At 53.8% G+C, this 18,485-nt stretch carries 21 protein-coding genes; 5 read left to right on the top strand and 16 right to left on the bottom strand.

The window, feature by feature from the left end:
• Positions 1-62: 62 nt before the first annotated feature.
• The 3 genes from DQG23_RS22615 to DQG23_RS22610 are packed head-to-tail and all read right to left on the bottom strand — an operon-like array spanning position 63 to position 4,918.
• Entirely contained in the window at positions 63-2,840 is a 2,778-nt protein-coding gene (locus DQG23_RS22615) for a DUF4838 domain-containing protein (protein WP_158560649.1), read from the bottom strand.
• 30 nt (positions 2,841-2,870) lie between these two features.
• Positions 2,871-2,993, bottom strand: a complete 123-nt coding sequence (locus DQG23_RS43460) for a hypothetical protein (protein ID WP_272949063.1) — start codon at positions 2,991-2,993, stop codon at positions 2,871-2,873.
• Positions 2,994-2,998: 5 nt separating this feature from the next.
• Positions 2,999-4,918 carry a family 10 glycosylhydrolase gene (locus DQG23_RS22610; RefSeq protein WP_113033159.1) on the bottom strand — a complete coding sequence of 640 codons (1,920 nt, stop codon included), beginning with the start codon at positions 4,916-4,918 and terminating at the stop codon, positions 2,999-3,001.
• Positions 4,919-5,338: 420 nt separating this feature from the next.
• On the opposite strand from DQG23_RS22610, the gene DQG23_RS22605 reads away from it, so the two are divergent.
• A complete protein-coding gene (locus DQG23_RS22605) occupies positions 5,339-5,974 on the top strand; it encodes a bifunctional 4-hydroxy-2-oxoglutarate aldolase/2-dehydro-3-deoxy-phosphogluconate aldolase (RefSeq protein ID WP_113033158.1) in 636 nt (211 codons plus the stop codon).
• A gap of 172 nt (positions 5,975-6,146) precedes the next feature.
• Here DQG23_RS22605 and DQG23_RS22600 read toward each other — a convergent pair whose 3' ends face one another.
• From DQG23_RS22600 to thiD, 9 genes are all read right to left on the bottom strand, one after another.
• Positions 6,147-6,812, bottom strand: a complete 666-nt coding sequence (locus tag DQG23_RS22600) for an MgtC/SapB family protein (protein ID WP_113033157.1) — start codon at positions 6,810-6,812, stop codon at positions 6,147-6,149.
• Positions 6,813-6,932: 120 nt separating this feature from the next.
• On the bottom strand, positions 6,933-7,562 hold the full coding sequence (locus tag DQG23_RS22595; RefSeq protein ID WP_113033156.1) for a hypothetical protein: 630 nt from the start codon (positions 7,560-7,562) through the stop codon (positions 6,933-6,935).
• A 145-nt stretch (positions 7,563-7,707) separates the two neighbouring features.
• Positions 7,708-8,355: a helix-turn-helix transcriptional regulator gene (locus DQG23_RS22590; protein ID WP_113033155.1), complete on the bottom strand. Its 648-nt coding sequence runs from the start codon at positions 8,353-8,355 to the stop codon at positions 7,708-7,710.
• 12 nt (positions 8,356-8,367) lie between these two features.
• Entirely contained in the window at positions 8,368-8,814 is a 447-nt protein-coding gene (locus DQG23_RS22585; protein ID WP_113033154.1) for a hypothetical protein, read from the bottom strand.
• A gap of 17 nt (positions 8,815-8,831) precedes the next feature.
• Positions 8,832-9,338 carry a ferritin gene (locus DQG23_RS22580; protein ID WP_192894621.1) on the bottom strand — a complete coding sequence of 169 codons (507 nt, stop codon included), beginning with the start codon at positions 9,336-9,338 and terminating at the stop codon, positions 8,832-8,834.
• Positions 9,339-9,521: 183 nt separating this feature from the next.
• On the bottom strand, positions 9,522-9,746 hold the full coding sequence (locus tag DQG23_RS22575) for a DUF1450 domain-containing protein (protein ID WP_113033153.1): 225 nt from the start codon (positions 9,744-9,746) through the stop codon (positions 9,522-9,524).
• A 140-nt stretch (positions 9,747-9,886) separates the two neighbouring features.
• Positions 9,887-10,312, bottom strand: coding sequence for a DUF86 domain-containing protein (locus tag DQG23_RS22570; RefSeq protein ID WP_113033152.1), 426 nt, complete (start codon positions 10,310-10,312; stop codon positions 9,887-9,889).
• Between the two features lie 9 nt (positions 10,313-10,321).
• Complete coding sequence (locus DQG23_RS42225; protein WP_158560648.1) at positions 10,322-10,462, bottom strand: hypothetical protein; 141 nt, start codon at positions 10,460-10,462, stop codon at positions 10,322-10,324.
• 69 nt (positions 10,463-10,531) lie between these two features.
• Positions 10,532-11,356, bottom strand: a complete 825-nt coding sequence (gene thiD, locus DQG23_RS22565; RefSeq protein ID WP_113033151.1) for a bifunctional hydroxymethylpyrimidine kinase/phosphomethylpyrimidine kinase — start codon at positions 11,354-11,356, stop codon at positions 10,532-10,534.
• A 199-nt stretch (positions 11,357-11,555) separates the two neighbouring features.
• On the opposite strand from thiD, the gene DQG23_RS22560 reads away from it, so the two are divergent.
• Both DQG23_RS22560 and thiO read left to right on the top strand, forming a co-directional pair.
• Positions 11,556-12,203 carry a thiamine phosphate synthase gene (locus DQG23_RS22560; RefSeq protein WP_113033150.1) on the top strand — a complete coding sequence of 216 codons (648 nt, stop codon included), beginning with the start codon at positions 11,556-11,558 and terminating at the stop codon, positions 12,201-12,203.
• 109 nt (positions 12,204-12,312) lie between these two features.
• Positions 12,313-13,422 carry a glycine oxidase ThiO gene (gene thiO / locus DQG23_RS22555; protein ID WP_113033149.1) on the top strand — a complete coding sequence of 370 codons (1,110 nt, stop codon included), beginning with the start codon at positions 12,313-12,315 and terminating at the stop codon, positions 13,420-13,422.
• Between the two features lie 61 nt (positions 13,423-13,483).
• Here the strand turns inward: thiO and DQG23_RS22550 are convergent, their stop codons facing one another.
• The 4 genes from DQG23_RS22550 to DQG23_RS22535 form a co-directional block, all read right to left on the bottom strand.
• On the bottom strand, positions 13,484-14,500 hold the full coding sequence (locus DQG23_RS22550; RefSeq protein ID WP_113033148.1) for a dienelactone hydrolase family protein: 1,017 nt from the start codon (positions 14,498-14,500) through the stop codon (positions 13,484-13,486).
• 98 nt (positions 14,501-14,598) lie between these two features.
• On the bottom strand, positions 14,599-14,772 hold the full coding sequence (locus DQG23_RS22545) for a uracil-DNA glycosylase (RefSeq protein WP_113033147.1): 174 nt from the start codon (positions 14,770-14,772) through the stop codon (positions 14,599-14,601).
• An 11-nt stretch (positions 14,773-14,783) separates the two neighbouring features.
• On the bottom strand, positions 14,784-15,452 hold the full coding sequence (locus DQG23_RS22540; RefSeq protein WP_113033146.1) for a tetratricopeptide repeat protein: 669 nt from the start codon (positions 15,450-15,452) through the stop codon (positions 14,784-14,786).
• Between the two features lie 164 nt (positions 15,453-15,616).
• Positions 15,617-15,961: a TFIIB-type zinc ribbon-containing protein gene (locus DQG23_RS22535; protein WP_113033145.1), complete on the bottom strand. Its 345-nt coding sequence runs from the start codon at positions 15,959-15,961 to the stop codon at positions 15,617-15,619.
• 240 nt (positions 15,962-16,201) lie between these two features.
• On the opposite strand from DQG23_RS22535, the gene DQG23_RS22530 reads away from it, so the two are divergent.
• Positions 16,202-17,500 (top strand): saccharopine dehydrogenase NADP-binding domain-containing protein, encoded by a 1,299-nt coding sequence (locus tag DQG23_RS22530; RefSeq protein WP_238177984.1) that lies wholly within the window; start codon positions 16,202-16,204, stop codon positions 17,498-17,500.
• A 2-nt stretch (positions 17,501-17,502) separates the two neighbouring features.
• Positions 17,503-18,381, top strand: coding sequence for a polyamine aminopropyltransferase (gene speE / locus DQG23_RS22525; protein ID WP_113033144.1), 879 nt, complete (start codon positions 17,503-17,505; stop codon positions 18,379-18,381).
• Positions 18,382-18,485 lie beyond the last annotated feature (104 nt).

The following is an 18,485-nucleotide window of genomic DNA, read 5'->3' as shown; positions in this document are numbered from 1 at the left end:
TCTCCGAAATTTGATTTTTTCCCATTCGGCCGCCGACAGCCACTGGAAAATCATCGCCGGCGCTATCTTCTGACAACGAAGATTCTATCGACGTAGACGGCATCCTCTCTGGACAAATCTCCGCCGAATGCCGGTCCTTCGAATTTAATGGATACATAAATGTCGTAGCGTTGGTTCGGATCCGTTGTAAACGCTTTAAATATGTCGCACTGTATGACCCAGGATGAAAAAAGATACAAATAATCGCCGGCGCCGAGCAGCAAATTTTCCATTTTGTATACTTTATATACGTTCAGAGCGATGTCGGCCGGGAAAATTTGCTTGATTACTCTGGCACCGTTCGCAGGGCTGTATACGCCGATTAACATCGGAATCGAAGGGGTCACAAGGTGCATCGCCCGGTCCGTTTCCGTCGCAAACTGGTTCAGCGTAACCTTGGCGCAGCGCCGCGTCAAAGCATGCCCCTCTTCTATTCTCGCAAGCCCTCCCCCAGCGGTCCAGAGCCGGAACGATTCCGGAGAAAAGTCCGTCATGGCGGCGTATGATACGCCGTTGAGCTCGGTTGGCAGCACGCCCTTGCCGACCAATAGGATTCTATCGATATAGACGGCATCCAGATTGGACGAACTCCCGCCATATACGGCGCCCTCGAAATTCATCGACACGTAAATATCGTACAATTGATCGGATTGCCCGGAAATCAAGTTTGCCATATCGACCTGAACGTTATTGGATCTGAAAATATACAAATAATCGCTCTCGTACAGCTTTGCCGTTCCGCAGTAGTACAGTTTATAAGCATTCGGCGTAATATCGGGAATTTCAAGCGTGCGAATCGTCCGGTTCCCGTTGACCGGGTTGTACAGGCCTATCGTCACGCCGGGCTTGTGCAAATTCGCATTTGCTTGCGTATCGAAGCCGGAAAGCGTCACCTTGGTGCATTGCCCGATCAACGACCGATCGTCTTCGATTTGCGTCAACCCTCCGTTCGCCGTCCACAGCCTGAAGCGGTCGGCCGTCACGTCGATCATACAGCGATACGGAACCTCGGCAAGATCGGCGGGTATGACCATCTGCCTGATTTCATCGTCAACGGCCTTATCGTTCCACGGCTGAATCAAGCTGCCGGAAGCCAAGCTCCGCAGCGCTTTTTGCTCCTTCATCGTATTCACGTACCGCGCCGCCGATTTCTTCCTGCTGAACGTCATGGCCACGCCCCTCGATACCGCTTCGTTTTTTAGCGCATTCCAGCGGAATATAATAAGTCTGTCCAACGACGCACGGCAGTGACGGAGCCGTCGCAGTCTTATCGAATCGCCGGATACCGCCGCCTCCGCTTGATCGAAATTCGTTTCGCACCAATTGACATAATCCAGCGTAAAGTAGCCGTACTTCTCAAACGAAGTGCCGAAAGTAACGAAGTTATTGGTAGAATCGGCAAGCAATCTGGATTGGTACAGGTAATTGTTTACATAGCCCGCGGCAAGCCCGTAGTATTTAGCCGTAAAATCGTTCATGACCGTTTCCAGGTCGAGACCCGGGTTTTCGAGAAACTTCGCTTCCATCCAAACCTTCATATCCCACATATCGGTAGTAACGGTTCCCTCATGTTCAATCAAGGCGCCCGTCAGTCCTTGCGCAAGCAAATATTCGCTATCCGCCTTGGCATCATACTGCGACGGAATGGGAGGGTTCGGATAATAATTGACGGCATAGTCCCAGAAAATCACCCGGTCGGAGATCGCTTTCCACGACTGAAGCTTGCTGCGAACCGGTGCGTTGTTGCTATGGCCGATAGAATGGAGAAGATCGAGATCGATATTTGCATATCGAATTTGCACATTGCTGCTCGGGGCTACGCCTGACGGAGGATCGATATAAAACCAGTAGGCGAACGTATCGAGGATAACCTCCGGATAAGAGGTTGCGATATCGGCCGCAATTTCGTTGACAAACTCGAGCAAGTAGCCGGAGCTTCCTTTGCTGTTGATGACCGATTGGCAGCTCGGTTCTTCACAAAAGCCCCGCCAATCGTTCGCCGTCACCGAGAACATGATCGGCCGCGGCAGTCCCTTTGCATCGGCATTTGCATATGAAGCCGTTATGCTGTCGCGAACCTTTTGCTTCATAAGCGCCTTTACGTCGGCATTGGTCAAGTCAAGCTGTCCGTTTCGCGTCCTAACGCCGGAAACGACGGAATAGTACTCCGGATGCGCGTCGAAGTACTGTTCGGGACGGAAATAGAGATGGAACGTATGCGCGTGGTAAGGAAAACCGTATGCGATCGTCCCGCCGTACGCCGCAGGGGCGAAGGAGAAATGGCCGTTAAGCCGGTTGCGGGCATAAAAAAGAGAGCTGGGCTGAGAACCGGTAAAATTGGCCCCCGTATCGTATAAGCCGTCGTAGATGTCCCGATACAGGAACGAAGGGGATCCGGTTTTGTCCAACGCATCGTTTAAAGTAAGCGTCGGCTTGCTCGGCACATGCTCCTCCCAAGGATTCCACCAGCGTACGCCGATTTCTTCCTCCAATAAGTGAAAGGCCGCGTATAACGTTCCCCTCGGCCTTCCCCCTGTTACGATGATCTTGTTGCCGACGCATTTGATCGCCCATTGCTCTTCGCCTGTCGGTTCAACGCCGTTGCTAAGCGCAAAAGCGGTCGGTCCGACCATGAACGATTTGTCCTGCGCGGCGCTTTCCGCAACGATGGCAAGCGTCACGCCGCTCGCTTTCTGAATATAAGTTTGCAATTCGGCTGCGGCCGTCTGTTCGACGGCCGTAGCGCCATCGCAAACCGCAATCGTATAAAAGCCGGTGCCCCCTGAAACAATCGTCAACATCCTCATAACCTCCCGTATCGATCGGTGATTTTATGACTGATTCGATTGTATGGACTGCCTTGCGGCCGACTCGCTTATTCGCGCCGCGCGCAGCCCCTGCGCGCGGCGTTCTTGCTGAATGACCGGCGAACGGTCCGCTTTCGTGCTCCCCAAAGCCCCTACTCCATTACGATCATCAAATACCCGTCCACATGCGGAACGGAAATCCGGACGTACCCTTCCTCGGACTGCTCGAAGGCAAGCGGCTCCTTGGAAGGCGCGGCATAAACCCGATTCGGCTTGCCGCTTCTTACGCTGACGGCGACATCGCGTAAGATCGGTCTGTCTTCCACGACATTATAACGTCCCCTTGGCTCGGGACATGTCGATTTGATGTGAATCATCCGCATCTCGTCTTTCTCCGTTACCGTTACGCGGGCTGTCGACGGTATTCCCTCGCATTTAAGAAGAGGCGCGGCAAGCAGCTGCTTGATGGCATAATCGATCATCCCTTTATGAGCAGGCAATGCATGGTTAAAATACGCCGTAAACACGTTGAAGCAAAATTGAAAAATATTGCCCGATCTCGCTACCGCAGGACGTCCCGCATATTTCTCCGGCGGCGTGTAGAACGACCCGTGGAAGCCGTCCCATTTACGGTTGAAATACGGCTGATAATAATCGGCGACCGATTGGGCGCCCTCTTTGACCTGCAGCAGGATGTTCTGGCTGTATTGTCCGCACAGCATATCCGGCACGGCTCCGTCCGTAGGCTCCAGCATTTTGAAATAAGAGGAATTCCACGGATCGGGACCTTCATACTCCATGTTCCAAGCATCGATCGCAAACCCGCTCTTCTCCGGATTGAGTCCGGAGCCGCCGGTGCTGACTACGCCTCTTCCGAGCGCCAGATGCGCTTCCAGCTTTGTTTGGAGCAGCGGCGTCACCGCGATATTGTCCGGCAGTACGATCACCTGATACTTCGCGAAGTCCATCCGCTCGTCGATGAGATCATACGTGTAGTCGAGCTCGCCAAGCATACGCACCGCTCCGTTATGCCAATCCCCGATAATGCCGGAGGTCGTTACGACGACGCCGATATCGGCTACCGCCCGCGCGTATTCGGTCCACGGCTCCAGCTTTTCGAGCTCCGTATAAACCTCGCCGATCATCCGGTAAACGGCCGGATCCAGCCCGTCGCGCGGATGCATATGATCGCCGACCGAGGTGTTCACCGCGTTGCTGATGGCGTCCCAGCAGTCGTTTTCCAAGGAAGCTTTGGACTTGAGTCCGCCGAAATCCCCCCAGTTTTCCTGAAACCGGCCGGTCATATAAAATACTTGAAAACCGAGATTTCGCGCATAAGCCGCCCGCGCCGGGAAAAAGTCGTAGCTCCATGCACCAGGCAAACACTCGATCTCCGCATGCGTGTTCATACCTTCCGATTCCCCGAATTCCAGGCCGTTCAAATAAAGAAATTTCTCGTCGCCGACGATGGACTTCACATCTCTGCAAAAATCGTATACGCCCTCTTTGGCGTGTTCAAGCACATGATCGTCGTTCAGGGGATCCAAGCCGATTGCGCGCATGCCTTCGCAGCATTCGTCCCCGTAGCAGGCGCGCGGTACGATACAGTCGAGGAAGACGCCGTCGATCGGATAGCGGTCTACAACCTCCTGAATCATGGCGAGCATATAATCGCGATAGCCCGAGCGGAAACACATATTCCGGAAAAAATTAGCGGTACGGTCCCCGTAAATCACTTGACCGTCCTTATTCAATACGCACCAGTCCCGGTGCTTCCGCGCCATTTCGTGATCCAGCCCGACGTTAAAATAAGCGGTTACGCCAATCCCGAGCTTGCGGCACTCCTCGATGGTTTGCCCAAGCATATCGAATTTCAGGTGCGGATGAACAACGCCTACCTCGGTAGGATAATAGGCAAAGCCGATATTGCATTTGGCGAAAGCGTTAATGAAGTCCACGCGGGCTTCCTTCAGCGTTCTGGCAAATTGCGCCGCATCAAAATGCTCGCCGAAATCCGGAATGTCAGCCATCGTATGAAAATCGATATGCACCGCTCTTTTAATGAGTCTCATTTATCCGTTCATCTCCAGTTCATCGTTTGCTGTTTGTCGGAAAGTCGTTCAAATATATTTTTCAAAAAGACAGCGTAATACGAATGCGCTTTCAACCAGCCGGCTATCTTAGTTAACCTATCGCGTCTCAGCCGATATTTCCGGCAACGTTCCTGTCTTGTAAGCAAGCCGATCCTTAATAACGACTCGCATCAACTCCTTCCTGCAGATTGCCTCAATCATAATTCATACGTTAAATATAATATATTATATATAATTTTTAAGTGTCAATAGCCCTTTCTACTTTTCTTGGCTGCTTTCAAGGGAGTACTTCCATGTCGAGTCCCAACCAATTGGACAGGACTTCATCCCAGGCTTATAATTAGTGACATCAAGCAGGCATTTAAGCCAAGAACGGCATTCAGGGAGGTACGACATACTATGAATCGCGAGCAAGGATTGGCCGAATTGGACCGCACCGGAATTATCGCCATCGTACGGGGCGTGGAGGAGCGGCATATCGTTCAAGTCGCGGACGCTTTGCTGGAAGGCGGCATAACGGTGATGGAGGTAACGCTGAATACGAGCGGCGCATTATCGATGATCGGCGAGCTTCAGCGGAGCTTCGGGGAACGCATGTATATCGGCGCCGGAACGGTGCTGGATCCGGACGACGCCCGCCAAGCGATCGAGGCAGGCGCCTCGTTCCTGGTGACGCCGAACATGGAAGAAGATGTGATCCGCTACTCCGTAAGCCGCGATATTCCGATCTATCCGGGGGCCATGACGCCGACGGAGATCGTTAAGGCATGGAAAGCCGGCGCGACGGCCGTCAAGCTGTTTCCGAGCTCCGGTCTCGGTCTGCCTTACATCAAGGAGCTGCAAGGACCGCTGAACCATATTCCGATGGTCGCCGTGGGCGGCGTCAACGAACAAAATATCGGCGATTTCTTCCGTGCGGGCTGCAAGGCGGTGGGCATCGGCGGATCGCTGATCAATCTGAAAGAAATTGCCGCGGGCAACTTCGCATGGATAACGGAAAAATCGCGGAGGCTGATCGAAGCTTCCGGCAAGTAACCCGGATGCATGGCGTGGCAGCTTCCATCTAGGTCTGCTTCCACGCAGACGGGATTTTATTCAGCACGGCCTTCATTACCAGACCTCTCTTCTACGTAGACAGGCATGATAAAAAGCATCCGAATTTCCCGCTCGGGAAACCGGATGCTTTTTATCGTGCTTTTATCGATCGCTACTTCAATTCTACGGCCTTAACGGCAGGACTGTCTTGTATTAACAAAAGCAGCTGGTCGATTCCATACGAATTCGGCAGCTTGATCGACATGTGAAGCTCGATATCCGCTTCCGTCTTTTCGTGCTTCTCGGCATGGAAGCTGACAACCGCGATGTTTTTATCCGACAGCAGCTTGCGGACGCCCTCGACAACGCCGGACTCGTCTGCAACCATCAGCCTGATCTGCTCCACCTTCGGTGTCGCCAGCCAGCCGAACGGCCCGTGCAGCAGCTTTTGTCCTGCTAACAGGAGAAGCGTCACCCCGATTCCGACCCAGTACAACCCGGCTCCGATCGCCAGCCCCATCCCCGCGGTCGTCCAAATGCCGGCGGCAGTCGTAAGCCCCTTGATCGTTTGACGCTGCAGAAAAATCATGCCGGCTCCGAGAAAGCTCACGCCGCTTACAACCTGGGCCGCGATCCGGGACGGGTCGAGCGCGATTCCTTCTTTGCCGAGCTCGTCCTGGAACCCGTATTTGGACACGATCATCATCAAAGCCGCACCGATGCCCACGACAAAATGCGTCCGAATTCCCGCTTCCTTCATCCGGTTTTTGCGCTCGTACCCGATTAAGGCGCCGCAAACGCCGGCGAACAGAAGCCTTCCGAAAAACTCGATCTGCATATGATCACCTTCCTTTTTTAGGATGATCTATGAAGAGAGCGATTGCCTAGAAACGCTCGAATGCGGGAGCAATAAAATGTCAGAAAATTCTATCACATGAAGCCGATATCGTCAAACCATCTATCGCTTCGCTTCTTCCACAAGCTTTTTGGCCGCCTTCCGCACGACCGGCTTCGCATGATCCGCGTATTCCGTGCCGATCTGCAAGACTTCAAGCGAGAGCGCCGGTTTGCTTTTCACCACTTGAACGAGCCCTGCCAGCACGCGTCCTGCATGCTTGCCGTCCCAGGCAGTTAACGCTTCCTTAAGAATCGGAAACGCGATTTCGGCATAAGCTTCGCCAATGCTTGAAGCATTCCCTACCGCGTCAATCGAATAATCGCGAACGATCGTGCTTGTGTCTTTGCGAATCATTTCCGCCAATCGAGGGAGCAGCGCTTTCATTTGTTCGGGAACGAACCGAGCGACGTATGCGATCGCATGCGTTGCCTCCCATCTGACTCTCGTCGTCTTATGAGCCAATAGCGGCACAAGAGCGTCGATATGCGGGGAAACCGACTCGGGACGTTTCTCCGCCGTCATCGTCATGACCTCGGCGCAATCGCCGACAAGAGCGGTATTTTTCCCGGTCAGTGCACCGGCTATTTCTTTCAGCAGCTCCGGATTATGCACGCATTCAGCAGCCGCCTCGCGATTCGATTGCTCCGTGCGGTCCCCTGTTTGGGACGATAGCCTGTTCAGTATGCTCATGGAATAATTCCTCCGTCATTGAATTGATCGTTAGCAACAGTATACCATGAGTCCGTTTTATACTATTACGCTTTTAACACTAGACGCCGTCATTCTGAGACTTTACAAAAAACACCCCCGGTCGGGGGTGTTTAGGTAAGGCCGCTTACGGCGACGTTTTTTGATTCGCTTTACGGATCACATAGGTGCATTTGGCTCCGCCTTTGGTCAAGCATTCCGTCCGCTCGACATCGGCGTCAAGCAGCTTCTCGAACAACGTCAGCTCGCACTGGCATGCCTCATTATACTGCCCGGCTACCTGGGCGATCGGACAATTATATTCCGTCAGCACAAATTCTCCTTCGTCCTGACGCTCCAGCTGTACCATATATCCGTTCTTATTCTGGATGTCCGCCAATTCCGTAACGCGTTCCGGGAGCGCCTTGCCCTCCATTCGCTCGCCGTATTTGGCAAAAAGCTTCTCCTTGCGCCGTTCGAATAAACGTCCGATCATATCGGAGCCTTCCTCGGCTTCAAGCTCTCCCAATAAATCGAGCGTCAGATGGTGGTAGTTTTTAGGAAAAAGGTCGTCTGCAAGCATCGTTAGCGAGTATAAGTGGGTCGGCCGTCCCATCGCCTGTCTGCTCAGCTTCGTCTCGATCAGACCGTCCCGCTCCAGCGTATTTAAATGACGGCGAACCGCCATTTCCGTTATACGCAGCTCCTTCGCCATTTCGCCGACACTGAGCGCTCCCCTTGTTTTCATCATGTTAAGCAACACTTTACGTGTCGAAGATTCGTGGTCATTGTTCATCTGTTCTCACCTCTAAGCTTTCCGCAAAAAAGCTGCATCGTAAGCGTAAACGAGCTTTTCGCCAAAAAAGCTGCATCCTTCAATCAGCCAATATCCGCAGGAAACCGTCCTACCGTTTCCCTCAGGCAAGTCTACGCCAAAAGTACCAGTTGTAACGACATTGTAGCGTATTTGCGGTAATAAGTAAATTAAGAAACAACTAAGTATGGAAAATAGGCGCATCGACACAAGGATAACCGCCTGCCGGTGTCTTTGACGCTGGCGTTTACCGAGATTTAGAGCCATTTCCACGATATATTTTTCTGACAAATCAAGGATAAACGGCTTCGCCGTCCTAAACGCTTTCGAAGAAAGCGACTTCGTAAGCATACGCTTAAGGACAGACGCGTTTACCGATGAAATATCATTGTGAAACATATAAATTTCAAAAAAGCCGCTCTGCACGATGCAGGCGGCCAATCCTTGATTCGCTCGTTTTATTCGGTTGGCGCTGTAAACGTCCGCTGGGAAAATTCCGTATCCAGCATGAAAAAGGCGTTGCTGTCCTTATCGATCCGCTTCAGCTTATTGATAATGCTGTCGAACATCGCTTCCTCTTCAACCTGCTCGTCGATGAACCATTTCAGAAACTGGATCGTCGCATGCTCGCGATCGTTCATAGCCAAATCGGAGAGATGGTAAATGCGTCTCGTTACTTCCTGCTCGTGCTCGTACGCGTGCTCGAATGCCTCAAGCACCGAGTTATAAGAATTGTTCGGAGCGTCGAAGCCGGTAAACTCCACCCGTTTTCCGCGGTCGTTCAAATACTTGTATATTTTCATCGCATGAAACCGTTCTTCCTCCGCTTGTACGATGAAGAAGTTGGCGAAGCCGTCCAAGCTTTCTGCGGAGCAGTACCCGGCTATGGCCATATACACGTGGGCGGAATAAAACTCGAAATTCATTTGCTCGTTCAAAGACGAAGTCAGCGGTTCTTTCAACATCATTGCCACAACCTTTCTACTCTATGATCGATTCGTTGTCCTCAAGTATAAGATTACCAGTTATGCGACGGGAAATTCAACCCAAGGACGGAACAAATCTCATATTTCGATCGAATGAACCATGACGTTTAAACAAAAAAGACGATCCCGTCCGGCATCGCCTTGCGATTTTCCTGCCAATCGTCAGCCGATTAGCTCCTTCAGCTGTTTGTATAACAGTTCGGGGGTAGCGGCGCAAAGCGTCTCTTTCTTGCCGACCATAACGACGCATTGCTTCGAGCAAAGCCTGCAGCAGCCAAGGCAATCCCGTTTCTTATGCTTGATTTCGGGAAACTCGGCTTTCAGCGATTTATAAACCGGTTTTGCACCGTTTTTCAAATTCCTGCAGCAGTATTTGATTTTTTTCATCGCTTCCGTCACTCCCGGCTCGCATATTCGACAACTTTGATGATAATAGTTATCATTATCATTGTCAATGAAATGTTTCGCCGAGAAAAAAAGCCTGATCGCTATGGCAAGCGAATCAAGCTTTTCAGGTCAAGCTCGAGCTATAGCAGCTCTTTTTGAATAAAAGCGCGAACATCCTCGGTAAACTTGTGCAACACTCCGGGCAGCTGCCGGACGAGCGGATTCAATTCGCTGCGCTCGAAGGAAACGTAATCCTGCACGAGCGGCCGGCGCAGCTTAACGAGCTCCTTCAAGGTTGCAGCAGTCTCCCCGCCGAACACTTGCTCCTGGGCAAGAATATCGATAATATCCTCGTAGCTGCTTGCCTCCCGCATAATAAACCCGTCTATCATCAAGCTGCCGATATCCGTGACCGTTTCGATCGCCAGATGCAGCGCGCGCTCCTGTGCGAACCGGACAAGCAAACGATCGTCTTCCCATGCAGCCGGAAGCTGCTCGCAGGCTTCAATGACCGAAGAGATGAAATTCAGCCTCTGCTCAATTTGTTGCTGATCGACATAATACATGGCGGCGTTTTACCTTCTTTTCCGTTTTTTGTATTTGGCCCAAATGACAACGGCTGCGAATGTAATAGCCATAACGACGACAAGCGTGACGGCCTGCATCGGGTATTCCATCGCAATATCCGTTTTAAGCGGCAAATATCCCAAACTCATGATACGGTTCCTCCTAAATGATTCCCTGAATACGTTCCGCTCCACTCATTCTTCCAATCATAAAAGAAATCAATCGCAGGTAAGGCTGCTCGCCTCTCCGCTTCTCCAATAAGCCCAATGATTGGTCGGACCGTGTCCGCCGCCGAGACCAAGCTCTTCGCTAATCGCCAAGGAAATAAACCGTTTGGCCGTTTGTACGGCATCCTGAAGGGACATGCCCTTGGCAAGCTGCGCCGCAATCGCTGCGGAGAATGTACAGCCCGTGCCGTGCGTATGCCGTGTAACATGGCGCGGCGCCGTAAAGTAATAGAGCTCTTTCCCGTCATACAGCACGTCGGTCGGCTCGCCGTCCATATGCCCGCCTTTAACTACCGCGGCGCCTGCTCCGTATTCATCGACGATTTTACGTGCCGCCCGCTCCATATCGGCCATTGTCGCGATCGCCTGTCCGGTAAGCACCTCGGCCTCCGGCACATTCGGCGTAACCACCGCAGCAAGAGGCAAAAGCAGCTTGCGCAGCGCGTCCTTCGCATCGTCGACCAGCAGCGCGGCGCCGCCCTTGGCAACCATCACCGGGTCGATCACAAGGTTCGGCAAGCGGTGCTGCTTTACCTTGGAGGCGACAAGCTCGATAACGGCCGGCTGCGAGAGCATGCCGGTTTTGGCCGCATCGACGCCGATATCGGTAATGACGGCATCGATCTGCTTCTCGATTCCTTCCAGCGGGATATCGTAAATACCGTGAACGCCTAGCGTATTTTGCGCCGTAATGGCGGTAATTGCGGACATGCCGTACACTTCGAGCATCTGGAACGTTTTCAGATCGGCCTGTATGCCGGCGCCGCCGCCGCTGTCGGAGCCGGCAATCGTCAGCGCTCTTGGAATCGTAGCCATTTGCACAGCCTCCTTATCAAAATGGACCCTATTGTCACTATTCGCGCAACCTATCATTTTCAGTGTATCCGTCCGCAAGTCGAGCGTCAAGTGAAGCGGGAGGAACGTTCACAACCTTTTCTTTTGACGGCGGAACGCGTGCCTTGCTATAGTAAAGCTTGAGAATACTCCTTCTACTGACGATAAGGAGGCTTTTGCAATGCCGAAGCACGTTATGCATCTGGTCACGACGGGGAAGCAGCCGCTCGATCAGGTTGTATCCAAGCTGGCGTCATGTCCGCCGGACGTGATCGATACTATCCATATTCGCGAGAAATCGCGCAGCGCCAAAGAAATATTCGAGTGGTATACGGCGCTCCGCAGCACGCTTCCGAAAACGCACATCTTTGTGAACGACCGGCTTGATGCCGCAGCCGCAGCGGGCGCCCCCGGCGTTCAGCTCGGCTATACGAGCCTGCCCCCGCGGCTGGCAAGAGCGATTTTGCCGGCATCGACGCTGATCGGCTTATCCGTTCATAGCTTGGAGGAAGCCGCCCGGGCGCATAACGAAGGCGTCGACTATATATTGTACGGGCATATATTTGCTACCGGCTCGAAGGCAGGAGTCGAGCCCCGCGGCATCGAGGCGCTCGCCGCAGTCGTGGAAGCCGCCCGGGTACCGGTAATCGCCATCGGCGGCATCGAACCCGGCAATGTGGAGGAAGTGCTTTCCTCCGGCTGCGCGGGCATCGCCGTCATGTCGGGCATTTTAGGGCACGGGGATCCGGCCAAGCAGGCAATGCGATACCGCGAGCGGCTGGACGGCAGCCGCCATACGCCGAGAATCGCGTTTCACGGCAATGAATGACGGCCATCGAGCGGCGCCGGCGAACGGCCGAGCCGGTCCGGCATGTTTTCACCAATACGTTAAGACAAGTGTCACATACATTTTCCGGATAATTTGAGGAGGGATTTCGATGACGGTTCGCGAATCGGCCATCGTCGTCGGCGGCGGAATCATCGGTTGTTCCATCGCTTATGAATTGACTAAACGGGGATTTGCCGTCACGCTGCTCGACAAAGGCGGCCTGAACGAGGAAGCTTCCACCGCCGCAGCCGGCATGCTCGGCGCACATGTGGAAATCCATCATGACGGCCCGTTCTACGAGCTGTGCAAAGAAAGCCAGCGCATGTACCGTCCTTGGACGGAGGAACTGTACGAGCTTACCGGCATCTCGCCGCAATATACGCCGGAAGGGATCGTTCGGGCGGCTTTAACCGAGGACGACGAGTTGGAGCTGCGCGGCAGGCTGCCGTGGATCGGCTGCTCCTGGCTGTCGGCCGACGAAATCCGCGCGCTGGAGCCTGCTTTATCGCCGAACGTGCGCGGCGGCCTTTATTTTGAGAGCGACCATCAAATCCATCCGCTTCATCTCGCTCGATCGCTTCAAGCCGCGCTGCAGCTATCCGGATGCCGCGTCATGCCTTGGATGCCGGCGCTTGGCGTCATCCGCGAGAACGGCCGCGTGTGCGGCGTTCGTTGCCCGCAGGGGCCGCTTTACGCCGATCGGGTCATCGTTACGGCTGGTGCCTGGGGCGGCGAATTGCTCGAGGGAGCGGGGCTGAAGCTGCCGCTCTTCCCGGTCAAAGGGCAGTGCTTTGCCGTACGCCCCGCCTCGCTGCCGATACGTAAAACCGCGTTTACCCAGGGCTGCTACATCATTCCGCGGCAGGACGGTACGCTTACGATCGGCGCCACGCAGCTCGAGGTCGGCTTCGACAAGCAGCCGACCGCTGCCGGAATCGCCGCCGTTTACGCCAAAGCCGAAGCCCTGCTGCCGTGCGTCAAAGAAGCGGCGTTCCTTAAGACGTGGGCCGGCTTGCGTCCCGGAACGCCGGACGGTTTGCCGTATATTGGCGGCGTAGCAGGCGCTCCCGGGCTGATCGTCGCCACGGGCCACTACCGCAACGGCATTCTGCTAGCGCCGGTTACGGCTAAGCTGATCGGTCAGCTTGCATCCGGCGAGACGCCTTCTACGGATCTTGCCCCGTATACGCCAGAACGGGTTCACGCTGCACAAGCGTAGAGAATAGAAAGTCCCCCACAGCATTGCGGCGGCAGCCGCTGTCCTGCGGGGGACTTTTATATTACTTCACGTTTAATTGTTGTTCCAGCCAGCCATAAGCGAGTTCCCTGATCATTCGCGGGAATTCATGCTTTCCGCCGCCCATCAGCCCGGTGAACCGGTCCCCATGCCCGGCTGCGCCATACAAGTCCGCAACCGATTTGACCGCCCTGCCGATCGCCTCCCAGTGCGGGAAAATCGCATCGTTCTGTGTATACCAGATAAACGCCGGACGCGGAAACGTCAACGCAAGTATTTCGTTGAACTCGAACGGAATTCTCCCTTGCGTGAGATCCAGCGCCGGGAAATGGGTAAACCATTCCTTCCGCAGCGCCCAGCGGGACGGAAGCGGATCGCCCGCAAACGTGCTTAACCCGCAGCTGACGACAATCGCTCTTACGCGTTCATCGACCGCGGACAGGAAGAAGGAGTTGTAGCCGCCGAGCGAATGCCCGATTGCGCCGATACGGGAGCCGTCCACGATGTCAAGGCTGCATAACAAGTCGACGCCGTGCAGGTGATCGGTCATCATTTTGCCGATCATGGACCATTCCGGAAAAGCGTCTTGGAACGGAGCGGTCTGAAACGGCTGCTTGCCGGGATAAACCCGCTCCCCTGCCGTAAGCACATCGGGCGCCAATACGACGAAACCGCGCTCCGCGAGCTCAAGCCCGTAAGCCAGCTCTTTATCTCCCGCAATCCCCGACACCTCTTCCTTTCCTTCGGGAACGGTTTGATGCAAAGCGATGACCGCCGGGCATTTGCCATGCTCCGCGGCCGCAGGAATAAGCAAATTGGCGGGTACTTGATCCCCGAAGCTCGACCGGTATACGATTCGGCTAAGCTTGATCCGATTTCCGGCTGTCGTCTCGCTTATGACCTCGTAAGCTACAGGCCCGCGTTCCGGCAAACCGCCGCTAATCCGCATCAGCCTATTCAGGATGTCCGCCCGTCTGACGGCCCACTCCCGCCCGATATCCGAAGAATCGCCCGCCTCCGTCAGAAGCTCCGGCATTTCATTTCCCAAATCGTATGCCAAACGACACACCCGCCCTTTGAATGAAATTAAGTTAGGATATAGAAGAAAGCGCTTCAACCCGGCGGCAGTCCGTTCTTTCGCAGCATACCTGCTCCCTGTCAGCCTTTGGGCTCGAACTTCAAACAAGGGGTTCCCGACGACTGTCGAACGACAATCGCCGGCATTTGCGCGCTCTTAAAGTTGAAAAACTTGCAGCCGCGCGGGAAGCTTTTGTCCCAGGTCACATAATAATACCGGCATTTCATACAATCGATACGTTTGGATTCCGTCATCAAGTCCTGTTCTACCCCCGCTGAAGCTTCGCAAGCAGCGCCCACTTGCGCTCGGAGCGCCGTTTGTATTTGGGCAGACCGCGATAAATTTGCACCGTTTCGCGGAACGCATCCTTGGCCTCGGCCCCCCGCCCAAGCTGGGCATAAAGCTTTCCGAGACGATAATATGCTTCGCAAGAAGAGGAATGTACCGTGCGAAACTGAACGAGATAACCGATCGCCTTGTCCGGGTCGGTCAAAGCGAACGTTTCGCCAAGCCGCAAATACGGCTCCCCGTATTTAAGACGAGGGTTCATGCCGAGACTTTGCAGCACGAGCCTTTCGCCTTCCGCGATATCGCCGAGCTTCAGCTTGCAAAAGCCCGTTTCATAAATCACTTCCGGCGAATCGTCCATGATCGGACGCACCTGCTCGAGATAATCGAGCGCTTCTTGATATTTCTTTCTCTCGATCAGCAGCCGCGCGGCTTCCAGCTTGCCGCTCGTATTATGCGGACTCGCCGACAGCTCCTGCCGCAGCCGCGACAGCTTCCGGCTCCGCTTGAAAGGCTTTACGAAGCTCGGCATGATGCCGATAAACCGCCGGTCGAGCAAATATAATATGACGAACAGCACGAGCAAAGCCAGTAACGGGTTGCCGAGCAGCCGCCAGAGCAGCACAAAGCCTATAATTTTCCCCATGCTAACCCTCCCCACTTATTCCCATTCTACCATAAAGAACCGGAGCCGGAAACGGCAAAAGACGCCCTGCCGCGTGACTTGCGACAGAAGCGCCCCTATTTGGAAAGCCCTACAGAGGTTGTTCAAAAAGCCATGCTGATAAGTCGACTTATTGAACTCGCACTTTAGAATAAATCGTCGAACACGTCGAATACCGTTTTTTTCTTCTTATGCTTGCCGTACCCGTATTTTCCCTGCTGTCCGTCGTAATTGTTCTGGTTATTGTAGCCGTAGTCTCCGCTGCGGTTGTAATCGTCATGTCTCGTTTGCTTTTTGTAGTCGTCATCGTCATGATCGCGGCGTCCGCTCCACTGCTCGTAGCTCTGACGAACTTCGCGCATGCCTTCGGTCAGCTTTTCCAGTTCTCCGCGATCCAGCCAAACGCCCTTGCAATCCGGGCAGACATCGATCAGAATCCCGTTCTTGTCCACTTCCCTCATCCGCACATCATGGCATACCGGACATTTCATCGTCATTCCTCCAAACGTGTTTTTACATAACTATAGCTTTTCCTACGTTCAAGAGGGCAAACCGTTTCGCCTTTTTTGCCGCGTATGTGCGTTTCTATTAAAACAAGCTTCTCCCGCCTGCATAAAATGGTAGAGAAGCAGAATGATCAGATTTACTGCTCCGGGCTGCCCGCGAAGCACCGGAATCCGTTTCAAGGGATCTGCTTCGGATCGCGGGAAATGGATAAGGAGGGAATGCCAGTGAGGCCCGATCGTCCGGTACTGACTTTGCTAGGAAGCGCCGGGGGAGTCGCCAAAGCGGTCCTTTCCATCCTCCAACGCGCCGCACAGGATGGTGATGATCCGATTCACGGCTGGATGAAGCAATGCCGAATCCACCTGGTCGACTACCGGCAAAAAAGCAAAGCGTATTACAGCAATCTGTTTCCGCATTTGAAAAAGCAATTTGTTCTGCATCAGTTCGATTTGTCCGATTTGCCAAAACTCCGCGAGCATTTGCAATCTAGCGGAACACAGCTGGTCATTGACGTATCATGGGCGGATACCGTCCAAATGATCGGCTGCTGCAACGAGCTAGGCATCAAATACGTCAATACCGCGCTTGAAAATACGGCCGTTGACGAAGATACGTCGCTGGAGGGTTTTACGCTTTTATGCCGCTCGGAACGATTCGAAGAAGCAAGGAATGCGTTCGGCAACTGCACGGCTATCGTCGGCTCCGGCATGAACCCGGGCGTCGTGCAGTGGATGGCATTGGAGCTGATGAGCCGCAATCCGGACAAAATGCCGAAAGCTTGCTATATCGTGGAGCATGACACTACCTTTTTCGCCGACGACTCACGCATGAAGCCGCAAACGATTTATACGACATGGTCGCCGGAATGCTTCTTGGATGAAGCGCTACTAAATTACCCCATGTTCATGCAGCGCGGCGTGCCGCTTTTTATATACGACGATGTGTATGCGATGGAATTTCGCGTCCGGCTCGGGGACAAATCGTTCACGGGATGTCTGATGCCGCATGAGGAAGTCATTACGCTCAGCAAGCTGTACGGGATGGAAACCGGCTTTATTTACCGCGTCAGCGAGCAAATGACGGAGACGATCCGCAAGCATCTGCCCGTTCAGGACGACTTATGGGAATGGAATATGAGCGTGCTGGATCCCGAAAAAGCGCCGCTCGCCGGCGAAGATACGGTCGGCGTCCTGCTCGTTTACGACGATAAGGAAACGTATATGTTCAACTCCCTCTCTACTAGCGAGGTTTATCCGGCCTATCCGACTAACGCGACATATTTTCAGGTGGCCTGCGGCGTTTACGGAGCAGTCGCTTCCCAAGTGCTGGACCGGCTTCCGGCAGGCGTTTATTACGTAGATGAGCTGCTGATGCAAACGGAAAGCCGTTACGGCGCCTATGTGTCACAGTACATGAAGCATTTTACGTTGGGGGAAAATGCCGTTTCGGACGGGATGCTGCTCGATAGAATGACTGAGCCCGAGGCGCCGGAGCAATCGGAGAATAAGGGAAAGGAGGAATAACCATGATCAAACCGACCAATCTGACCGGCTACTATAAAGAAGGGGAACGCGAGGAGCTGTGGCTGTTTGACGACGTCGAGGAAATGGGGCTCGAAATCGGCTATAAAATCGACCGGCTTCTTCACTACGAGCAGTCGCCCTACCAGGAAATCAGCGTAGCGGAATCGGCCGGCTTCGGGCGTATGCTCGTGCTTGACGGCATTCCCCAATACACCTCCAAGGAAGGGTATATTTACAATGAGATGCTGACTCACGTCCCGCTGACGACGCATCCGGAGCCGCATAAAGTGGCGATTATCGGCGGAGGGGACTGCGGGGCCGCACGCGAAACGGCAAAATATACGGACGTCAAACGGATCGACGTCGTCGAAATCGACGCCCGCGTCGTGGAAGTGAGCCGCACTTGGCTCTCCAATCCTGCCATCTACGAGTTGGATGACCGCGTGCATATGATCTATCGCGACGGCTTGCATTGGATCAAGGGGCAAAAAGCGATTTACGACGTGCTTATCGTCGACCGCTCCGATCCTTACGGACCGTCTACAGCCTTGTATAAGCCCGCTTTTTACGAATTGGCCTACCGCGCCCTGAACGAAGACGGCTTGTTCGTCTGCCATTCCGAATCGCCTTACTATAACCCGAAAATTATGCGGGATACCGTACGCTATCTAAACAAGCTTTTTCCGATCGTTCGCGTTTATTTGGCGGCCGTGCCTGTTTTTCCGGGCGGCATTTGGAGTTTTGTCATAGCTTCTAAAAAATGGGATCCGATGCACGCGGACATTCGCAGACTGCAATGGCGGAATAACGGCTACATGAATCCCGACCTTTTTTACGCCTCTTTCGCCCTTCCGAATTATGTAAAGAAGGCGCTCGAGTAACGGCTCTGCAGCTTCACTTGCCGGGCCCTATCCGCCCTCCCCTTGTCGATTGAATCCGTTCGTCTGCCGGCACAACTTTTGGATAATTCCGGTTATGCTAAGCT

Source organism: Paenibacillus contaminans (assembly GCF_003285015.1).
Taxonomy (GTDB): domain Bacteria; phylum Bacillota; class Bacilli; order Paenibacillales; family NBRC-103111; genus Paenibacillus_V; species Paenibacillus_V contaminans.
Note: the sequence above shows the minus strand (reverse complement) of the source record. Positions and strands in the feature narration are given on the sequence as shown.

Excerpts from the sequence above, each read along its gene's own strand:
- DQG23_RS22615 (WP_158560649.1), bottom strand. The coding sequence starts at position 2,840 with ATGTTGACGATTGTTTCAGGGGGCACCGGCTTTTATACGATTGCGGTT.
- DQG23_RS22610 (WP_113033159.1), bottom strand. The coding sequence starts at position 4,918 with ATGAGACTCATTAAAAGAGCGGTGCATATCGATTTTCATACGATGGCT.
- DQG23_RS22605 (WP_113033158.1), top strand. The coding sequence starts at position 5,339 with ATGAATCGCGAGCAAGGATTGGCCGAATTGGACCGCACCGGAATTATC.
- DQG23_RS22600 (WP_113033157.1), bottom strand. The coding sequence starts at position 6,812 with ATGCAGATCGAGTTTTTCGGAAGGCTTCTGTTCGCCGGCGTTTGCGGC.
- DQG23_RS22595 (WP_113033156.1), bottom strand. The coding sequence starts at position 7,562 with ATGAGCATACTGAACAGGCTATCGTCCCAAACAGGGGACCGCACGGAG.
- DQG23_RS22590 (WP_113033155.1), bottom strand. The coding sequence starts at position 8,355 with ATGAACAATGACCACGAATCTTCGACACGTAAAGTGTTGCTTAACATG.
- DQG23_RS22580 (WP_192894621.1), bottom strand. The coding sequence starts at position 9,338 with ATGTTGAAAGAACCGCTGACTTCGTCTTTGAACGAGCAAATGAATTTC.
- DQG23_RS22575 (WP_113033153.1), bottom strand. The coding sequence starts at position 9,746 with ATGAAAAAAATCAAATACTGCTGCAGGAATTTGAAAAACGGTGCAAAA.
- DQG23_RS22570 (WP_113033152.1), bottom strand. The coding sequence starts at position 10,312 with ATGTATTATGTCGATCAGCAACAAATTGAGCAGAGGCTGAATTTCATC.
- DQG23_RS42225 (WP_158560648.1), bottom strand. The coding sequence starts at position 10,462 with ATGAGTTTGGGATATTTGCCGCTTAAAACGGATATTGCGATGGAATAC.
- thiD (WP_113033151.1), bottom strand. The coding sequence starts at position 11,356 with ATGGCTACGATTCCAAGAGCGCTGACGATTGCCGGCTCCGACAGCGGC.
- DQG23_RS22560 (WP_113033150.1), top strand. The coding sequence starts at position 11,556 with ATGCCGAAGCACGTTATGCATCTGGTCACGACGGGGAAGCAGCCGCTC.
- thiO (WP_113033149.1), top strand. The coding sequence starts at position 12,313 with ATGACGGTTCGCGAATCGGCCATCGTCGTCGGCGGCGGAATCATCGGT.
- DQG23_RS22545 (WP_113033147.1), bottom strand. The coding sequence starts at position 14,772 with ATGACGGAATCCAAACGTATCGATTGTATGAAATGCCGGTATTATTAT.
- DQG23_RS22540 (WP_113033146.1), bottom strand. The coding sequence starts at position 15,452 with ATGGGGAAAATTATAGGCTTTGTGCTGCTCTGGCGGCTGCTCGGCAAC.
- DQG23_RS22535 (WP_113033145.1), bottom strand. The coding sequence starts at position 15,961 with ATGAAATGTCCGGTATGCCATGATGTGCGGATGAGGGAAGTGGACAAG.
- speE (WP_113033144.1), top strand. The coding sequence starts at position 17,503 with ATGATCAAACCGACCAATCTGACCGGCTACTATAAAGAAGGGGAACGC.